The sequence below is a fragment of the Methanospirillum sp. genome, assembly GCF_028679455.1.
GTDB lineage: Archaea > Halobacteriota > Methanomicrobia > Methanomicrobiales > Methanospirillaceae > Methanospirillum.
Genome location: NZ_JAJRBM010000424.1, coordinates 1 through 6,038 on the forward strand (window position 1 = coordinate 1; position 6,038 = coordinate 6,038).

General features: G+C 42.5%; 11 protein-coding genes and 1 pseudogene. 6 read left to right on the top strand and 6 right to left on the bottom strand.

The genetic code is table 11. The features are described 5' to 3' along the window. The coding region (locus LUQ50_RS14705; RefSeq protein WP_300040965.1) for a hypothetical protein at window positions 1-600 on the top strand (600 nt) is incomplete at its 5' end. 18 nt (window positions 601-618) lie between these two features. Here LUQ50_RS14705 and LUQ50_RS14710 read toward each other — a convergent pair. Then, window positions 619-936 (bottom strand): hypothetical protein, encoded by a 318-nt coding sequence (locus LUQ50_RS14710; protein WP_300040967.1) that lies wholly within the window; start codon window positions 934-936, stop codon window positions 619-621. Between the two features lie 358 nt (window positions 937-1,294). Between LUQ50_RS14710 and LUQ50_RS14715 the strand changes: the two genes are divergently transcribed. Together LUQ50_RS14715 and LUQ50_RS14720 are read left to right on the top strand one after the other, a co-directional pair. Next, the gene (locus LUQ50_RS14715; protein ID WP_300040969.1) at window positions 1,295-1,534 is read left to right on the top strand and encodes a type II toxin-antitoxin system HicB family antitoxin; all 240 of its coding nucleotides are present in this window, start codon (window positions 1,295-1,297) and stop codon (window positions 1,532-1,534) included. After that, window positions 1,531-1,710 carry a hypothetical protein gene (locus LUQ50_RS14720; protein ID WP_300040971.1) on the top strand — a complete coding sequence of 60 codons (180 nt, stop codon included), beginning with the start codon at window positions 1,531-1,533 and terminating at the stop codon, window positions 1,708-1,710. Before LUQ50_RS14715 ends, LUQ50_RS14720 begins: the two co-directional genes overlap by 4 nt. On the opposite strand, the gene LUQ50_RS14725 is transcribed toward LUQ50_RS14720, so the two are convergent. The 5 genes from LUQ50_RS14725 to LUQ50_RS14745 all read right to left on the bottom strand — a co-directional run bounded on the left by LUQ50_RS14725 (window position 1,703) and on the right by LUQ50_RS14745 (window position 3,496). Next, window positions 1,703-2,095 carry a PIN domain-containing protein gene (locus LUQ50_RS14725; RefSeq protein WP_300040973.1) on the bottom strand — a complete coding sequence of 131 codons (393 nt, stop codon included), beginning with the start codon at window positions 2,093-2,095 and terminating at the stop codon, window positions 1,703-1,705. The genes LUQ50_RS14720 and LUQ50_RS14725 overlap by 8 nt on opposite strands. Then, complete coding sequence (locus tag LUQ50_RS14730) at window positions 2,095-2,304, bottom strand: hypothetical protein (RefSeq protein ID WP_300040975.1); 210 nt, start codon at window positions 2,302-2,304, stop codon at window positions 2,095-2,097. The genes LUQ50_RS14725 and LUQ50_RS14730 overlap by 1 nt, the downstream gene beginning before the upstream one ends. A gap of 99 nt (window positions 2,305-2,403) precedes the next feature. Beyond that, window positions 2,404-2,571, bottom strand: a complete 168-nt coding sequence (locus tag LUQ50_RS14735) for a nucleotidyltransferase family protein (RefSeq protein WP_367279024.1) — start codon at window positions 2,569-2,571, stop codon at window positions 2,404-2,406. Continuing rightward, on the bottom strand, window positions 2,523-2,720 hold the full coding sequence (locus LUQ50_RS14740; RefSeq protein ID WP_300040979.1) for a hypothetical protein: 198 nt from the start codon (window positions 2,718-2,720) through the stop codon (window positions 2,523-2,525). The genes LUQ50_RS14735 and LUQ50_RS14740 overlap by 49 nt, the downstream gene beginning before the upstream one ends. Window positions 2,721-3,163: 443 nt before the next feature. Continuing rightward, complete coding sequence (locus tag LUQ50_RS14745) at window positions 3,164-3,496, bottom strand: hypothetical protein (RefSeq protein WP_300040981.1); 333 nt, start codon at window positions 3,494-3,496, stop codon at window positions 3,164-3,166. A gap of 334 nt (window positions 3,497-3,830) precedes the next feature. Between LUQ50_RS14745 and LUQ50_RS14750 the strand changes: the two genes are divergently transcribed. The 3 genes and pseudogenes from LUQ50_RS14750 to LUQ50_RS14760 form a co-directional block, all read left to right on the top strand. Next, entirely contained in the window at window positions 3,831-5,225 is a 1,395-nt protein-coding gene (locus tag LUQ50_RS14750) for an ATP-binding protein (RefSeq protein ID WP_300040983.1), read from the top strand. A 17-nt stretch (window positions 5,226-5,242) separates the two neighbouring features. Continuing rightward, window positions 5,243-5,542, top strand: coding sequence for a hypothetical protein (locus tag LUQ50_RS14755; protein ID WP_300040986.1), 300 nt, complete (start codon window positions 5,243-5,245; stop codon window positions 5,540-5,542). A 24-nt stretch (window positions 5,543-5,566) separates the two neighbouring features. Beyond that, window positions 5,567-6,038: pseudogene (locus tag LUQ50_RS14760) on the top strand (IS1634 family transposase); the annotation flags it as partial.

Genomic DNA, 6,038 nt, shown 5'->3' on the forward strand with positions numbered 1-6,038 from the left:
CTCGAGGAAAATCCGGACCTGCATATCTCGGAGAGGATAGTCCCGGGAAAACTTCCTGATTTCCATAAGTTCAGGCCCGGTCACCGGTATGACTGCGATGAGGATGATGAAGGCTGGGAAGAAGACCAAGAACTTGAATCCCTGCTTTCCGAAAGCCGGTATGATGAGGCGTTCGAGCTGGTATCAGGATATGTCCGTAACCATGTACTATTCGAGGATGTCGAAATTATCTTTGACCTGGCCCTGAAATCAGGCCGGCTGGATGATCTCGTTTCCCTGCGTTCTTTCATGGAGGAGGGAGAAAACCAGGACGGGGTTTATCTTATCAGGGCGTATGAGCGGCTGATGAATAAGGATATAAAGGGATGCCTGGCTCTGATTGACCGGGCTGTATCTGTCGGTTACCCGGAAGAGAATGCGATGATTCTCAGTGCAGCATACATGAATAAAGCGGGATTACCGAAGCGGGCAGTTGGCATCTGTGAGAAACTTCTCAAAAAGCAGGCACTACCACCGGATGAGATAATCCCGGTCATCGCTGCAGCATACCGCCTCCAGGGCCGTGAGAAAGATGCAGCGGAGCTGGAAGATACCCTGTGATTACAGGGTTAGAATACGTTAGATTCTTTTTTTAAATCGGGCCTTTCGGCCCGGCCTAGAAAAGTGTCGTTCAGGAGGTGGTGATCTGAATAAGACGAACCAGGAGACCGGACCTGAGCATCCGGACTCCTGATCCCATTGCACCGGTGATGGTTGCATTTCCGGTGAGCGGAGAAAGCCATATTCACGGCTGTAATGGTCGATCAAATCCGGAATCCCACGGCCACTCAGCGTTCCCGGAGATGATGGAGGCTGCGTAGGATTCTTTCGATCGAGGGCACCCTGGTGACTGACTCCACCTGATTCGTCAGAAGGTGCATCCCCAGGGGTTATCATCCTGGATGAACGTGCTCTCCGGGAATCAGCAATCGAGACCTCTCAAGGTTCCGGACCGCTGATTTTACGATGCTCTTTATGGTGAAATCTGCCAGGAACGCGGTTGTTCTCTGCCGCTGAGCGGGGGCGTGTGAATAAATGCAGGGAGTATATACGATTGATCGGGGTCTCTGAATGGCCGGATATTCGGATCTGGTTTTCCGTTTCCCGTGACCGAAGCCACATTTGACCTGCAGCGGGGTATCAGGAAGGATGCTTCCGGATGAGATGAACGTCTCCTGGTTACCTGTCCGGACATTGAGAGAGAGGTATTCAGGGAAGAAGAGCATATGAGTATATAATATAGGAGATCTGCCAGATGAAGAGATACCAGTTTACAACCCTGATTTGGGAAGAAGACGGGGTGTATGTTTCAAAATGCATGGAGATTGAACTTTCATCCTGTGGTGATACTCCGAAAGAAGCATTAGAAAATCTGCGTGAAGCGATCGATCTCTGGCTGAAGAATGCCGAGCTTCTTGGGCTATTATCTGATGTTCTTCCCTCTATTACCTCGTCAGAAAAAATTACTTCTGTTATCGAGGTTGAGGCTGCGTGAAATTACCGCAGGTCTCCTCACATCCTCTCATTAAAAAATTCAAGCGAATTGGATATCTGGATGCTCCATTCCAGGGTAAGGGGAGTCATGTAGCCCTCTATAAGGACACTGACGGTACCAAACTCCTGGTCATCATTCCGAAACGTGAAGTATTGATTCGAATATCTGTCAGATGATTTCTTCCGGAATCATCCGTTTTTCGGGTGTTTTATCAAAGTCCCTGTCATATGATACAAGGATTAATTCCCTGCTTTTTGAGATTGCATATTGATATGCATCATCGAAGTCAAGCCTGTATGTTGATGAAGCAGTAACCAGGTATGACAGGTGCTTTGGATCCAGGGATATTACCTGAATACCCTCTGGTCTGAACATGTCTTCTGCAAACCGCAGGAAGAGTTCTTTTTTATTTTTGTTGAACAGATGCAATCCTATTGAATGGAAGGAGAAGTCACTGATATAAAAGGAATGCGTACGTGATTGAAGAAGCCTGATGACAACTTCTGCATGTTCCCTGTGCAACAGAAGTTCCAGGAAAACGTTCGTGTCGAGAAGATACATTAAACCTTCAGGGTATGGATTTTATGTTGAATATCCACCGTTGAAAGCGTCGGCTCTTCGTCTTCAAGTTCCCCAATCCAGTCAAAGGAAAAGCGTCTCTCCGGATTTTGGCCCTTGCTGCAGAGGCTCTCAATATACTGAAGAGCCTGCATCTGCAGGTCTTCCGGCAGGTTGCGAATAGCAGGTTCAACCTGATCGATGGTAATCATGCCTGCAGGTATATTAGAGGAACAGAGGTAATAAGGTATCCTGAAAAAATGTGAATGGTTTTACGGGATGCATCACGGATATGGAGGGGGTACATACTCTCATCCTTCAGAGTAAATCACCACAGCCTCATCTTTTATCTTATCTTTCAGGTACGGACTGATTGCTCCCTGGCTAAGCAGATCCACCAGGATACCCAGGGCATCTATCAGGTCTTCCCTCATTCCTCCCAGGTCAAAGAGGTCTTTTCGGGTATGAAACGAAACGATGAGATCGAGATCACTCTCCGGGGTAGGGTTCCCGGTGCATAACTTCCAAAAACAAGAATTTGTGAAACTCCATGAGGTAACAGGGTATGAATAACCGTGTCCCTGATTGGAGGCGGGATGAGGGAGGAAGTATCAGAAAGTGTACTCATTGGTTTACTCCGGTACCTCAGGATATCTGGTGTCTTGCCGGTGCAGATAATTCAGCAAAGATCACATGACAGATAGGTATGTGAGTCTATCGTTCATACGTTGGTCTCTTCAAGTTCTTATTCCTTGAGCCTGTTCTTTCGGTATTAGATATAAAGCGAAGCACGGCCCGCCGCAGATTTTTGTTGTTTTCGTCTCCAAAAATACCCGTTGGTGCCTGAGAGCATCTTTTGAGCATCCCGGAAGCTGAACCAGATGCTCGATATATTCCCGGCATGTGGTTCATATTGGAGTTGAATGTTCAGGTGATCCGCACCATCTTTCCTTCCCTGTATGCGTAGCCTGATAGAAATCCGTTTAACAATGTTATACGTGGTAACGTGAAGGTCAGGATGATCGACCCGGGTTATATCAGGAAAATGCCTGGATAAAAAAATCGGCAGAACTATGATCTTTTTTCATTTGCATGACATTGCATTACGATTTTACGCCATCCGGGAGGTTTTTCAATATGAGGGCTGACACATTTTAGAATAATTGGATCAGGAAGTGAAAGCGGATGATTTTCAATCTTTGTGACCTCTACGGGGAGCCCAGCGGTCTGCGAATGACCTGCCCGGAAGAGAGGGCAGTCATTGATCACCGGATTGACTGTCTGCACCAGATGAATCTGCTCGTAATCCAGGGAGAGAAGACCTGCACAGATGCAGTATGCCACCCTCGACCAGCCGCCGAATCCGGTTCCGTATGAAATGCATGAACGCGTGACCGGGATCATGTCTGCGATACAGGATGTAATGGTGAATATCCAGGGAGAGAAAGTGTTTAGACATAAGCCCTCCCCGGATTGATTCCGATGGAATCAACTGAGGTACGGCCGGGTCGTTACAGGACCTGGTGATCGTATCCTCACTTATTTTTGTGGTCTTGGTTTATCCAAGGTTGTACTGATTCTTGAGCATGAAATCTCTTTCACAATTTGAAGAAATGAAGAAATTCAAAATTATTTTTCTTGATAATTCACTTCATTTTTCATACAATTAGAATGATTGAAAACCATATCGATAAATGTGAATATTATTGGGTAGAATCAAGGTATTAGTTGAGTGGGGATGACAGAAGAAGATAATCATGAATTAATACCATCAGCAAAGCGATTAATAAATTCCTTACGTGATTTGGGTTATGATTTTTCAACGGCTGTTTCTGATTTAATTGATAATTCTATTGATGCTGGTTCAACAGAAATATGTATCAATTTACAATTTAACGGTGTTAATTCATGGTTTTCTGTTGCAGATAATGGTAAAGGGATGAATGTATCTGAACTTATGGAAGCTCTTAGATTTGGTTCAGAAACAGACTATAGTGATGTAGACCTGGGGAAATTTGGATTAGGGTTAAAAACTGCGTCATTAAGCCAATGCAAGAAATTATCTGTGGCAAGTAGAAATGGCGTCTATAATTCTGAAATAAAGGCATTTTGTTGGGATTTGGATTACATTCAAACAATTAATAAATGGAGAATTCTTCCTGTTGAATTGAATGAAACAAATAGAAATTTACATGAGCCATTATTACGAACCACTGGAACTGTTGTTTTATGGGAAAAACTAGACCGTATTTTAGACTATAAAAACCCATCCGGTGACCATGCCCGTCGTCGTATTGCTGCAATGTGCAGAGAACTTGAAAACCATATTTCAATGGTTTTTCATAGATTTTTGATGGGTGAATATTCCACTTCAAAAATCAATATTTATTTAAATGGAAATATTATCCAGCCATGGGATCCTTTTGTAAAAAATGAAAAAAACACCCAATTTTTACAACAATATATCATTTCTTGCATGTATAATGAGGTTAAAAGTTCAATACTCGTTGATCCATATGTTCTCCCTCAAAAAGAGGATTTTTCAAGTCGTGATGCATGGGAGCGGGCAAGTGGTCCAAAAAAATGGAATCAACAACAGGGGCTTTATTTTTATCGCGGCAATCGTCTTATTCAAAGTGGTGGTTGGTCAAAATTAAGAACAGTTGATGAACATACAAAATTAGCACGAGTAGCAATTAGTTTTACACCCACACTAGATGATGCTTTTAAAATTAATGTTGCAAAAATGCGAATTCAGGTTCCAGATGAGATTCAGGGTGATTTATGTAAGATTATTGAGCACGTTGTACGAATCGCCCGTGACAGATATGATAGAACGAGTCATCCAAATTCAGCTAATGGGAATCCTTTTCTCGGAAGTAACTCGACAGTCACTACATCGACTAAGCCTTCCTCTCAACCAACATCTCAAAATCCTTCAATAAGAGTTCATCAAATAGGATCAAAAAACTCTTCCTCAGATAGTGATTTAACTGAATGTGATACTATTCAAGGGAAAAAACTATGGACCGTAGATGAAATTGAAAAAAAATTAAAAGATGCAGCTAATTCTGATGAACTATCGATAATTGAGATAGTATTTTCGAGGGCATTTAAATCAGGTTTATATTAATTTATTGAGGAATTTCTGTGGACTATAATGATGCATTATCACTTGTTCGGATTCTGATTGATAGAGGACTTTCAAGGGAAGAAGCGGTAAATAATCCCGCCATTCCAGAAGAATATCGGATACAAATCAATGAACAAATTCATCAAGAAGAAGTAATAATTCTTGAGCCTGTTGGAGAAATATATCGACATGATATTCACAATGATTGGATAAATAACATCGATCGATCTAATTGGTATTATTGGAACACTTTACGCCAATACTCATTAAATTATAAAAAATTCCCTCTTGATGTTGTAACCCAACTTTGCCACTAACAAGAAATAAATGTGTTCTTAGTGATGTTTGAATTGACCAAAATGCAAACAAAACTAAGAACCAATGAATTTGAGCCGAATGAAAATATATCCTTTCCTATCGGCACTATTTTTCTCGTTGATAAGTTATATAATGTCCTGAATTTTTGCGATATTTTCGGGAAACACAAGACAAGGGGTATCGATATCAATAATCTGCTTCGAGCCCTCATCAGTTACAAATTGACGGATAACTTCAGCATAAAAAGGGCTCATGACTGGATCAACCGTCCAGAAGTACTTGCCGAATTTTCGCTCTCTTCCTTCAGCGAAAGAACACTTTACCGTGTCATTGAAATCCTTGGAGTTCATCGGGAAGAAATTATCTCCGACATCCAGGATGTCCTATTTTTGAGGTACGAATTTGAGCACACCAACATTAACATGGACTGGACCAGCTTTGTCCTTCATGGCAATGAGGCCCAGCTTGGAAAGTATGGATACAGCCGGGATCACC

Excerpts from the sequence above, each read along its gene's own strand:
- LUQ50_RS14730 (WP_300040975.1), bottom strand. The coding sequence starts at position 2,304 with ATGATTACCATCGATCAGGTTGAACCTGCTATTCGCAACCTGCCGGAA.
- LUQ50_RS14715 (WP_300040969.1), top strand. The coding sequence starts at position 1,295 with ATGAAGAGATACCAGTTTACAACCCTGATTTGGGAAGAAGACGGGGTG.
- LUQ50_RS14725 (WP_300040973.1), bottom strand. The coding sequence starts at position 2,095 with ATGTATCTTCTCGACACGAACGTTTTCCTGGAACTTCTGTTGCACAGG.
- LUQ50_RS14740 (WP_300040979.1), bottom strand. The coding sequence starts at position 2,720 with ATGAGTACACTTTCTGATACTTCCTCCCTCATCCCGCCTCCAATCAGG.
- LUQ50_RS14750 (WP_300040983.1), top strand. The coding sequence starts at position 3,831 with ATGACAGAAGAAGATAATCATGAATTAATACCATCAGCAAAGCGATTA.
- LUQ50_RS14710 (WP_300040967.1), bottom strand. The coding sequence starts at position 936 with ATGATAACCCCTGGGGATGCACCTTCTGACGAATCAGGTGGAGTCAGT.
- LUQ50_RS14745 (WP_300040981.1), bottom strand. The coding sequence starts at position 3,496 with ATGATCCCGGTCACGCGTTCATGCATTTCATACGGAACCGGATTCGGC.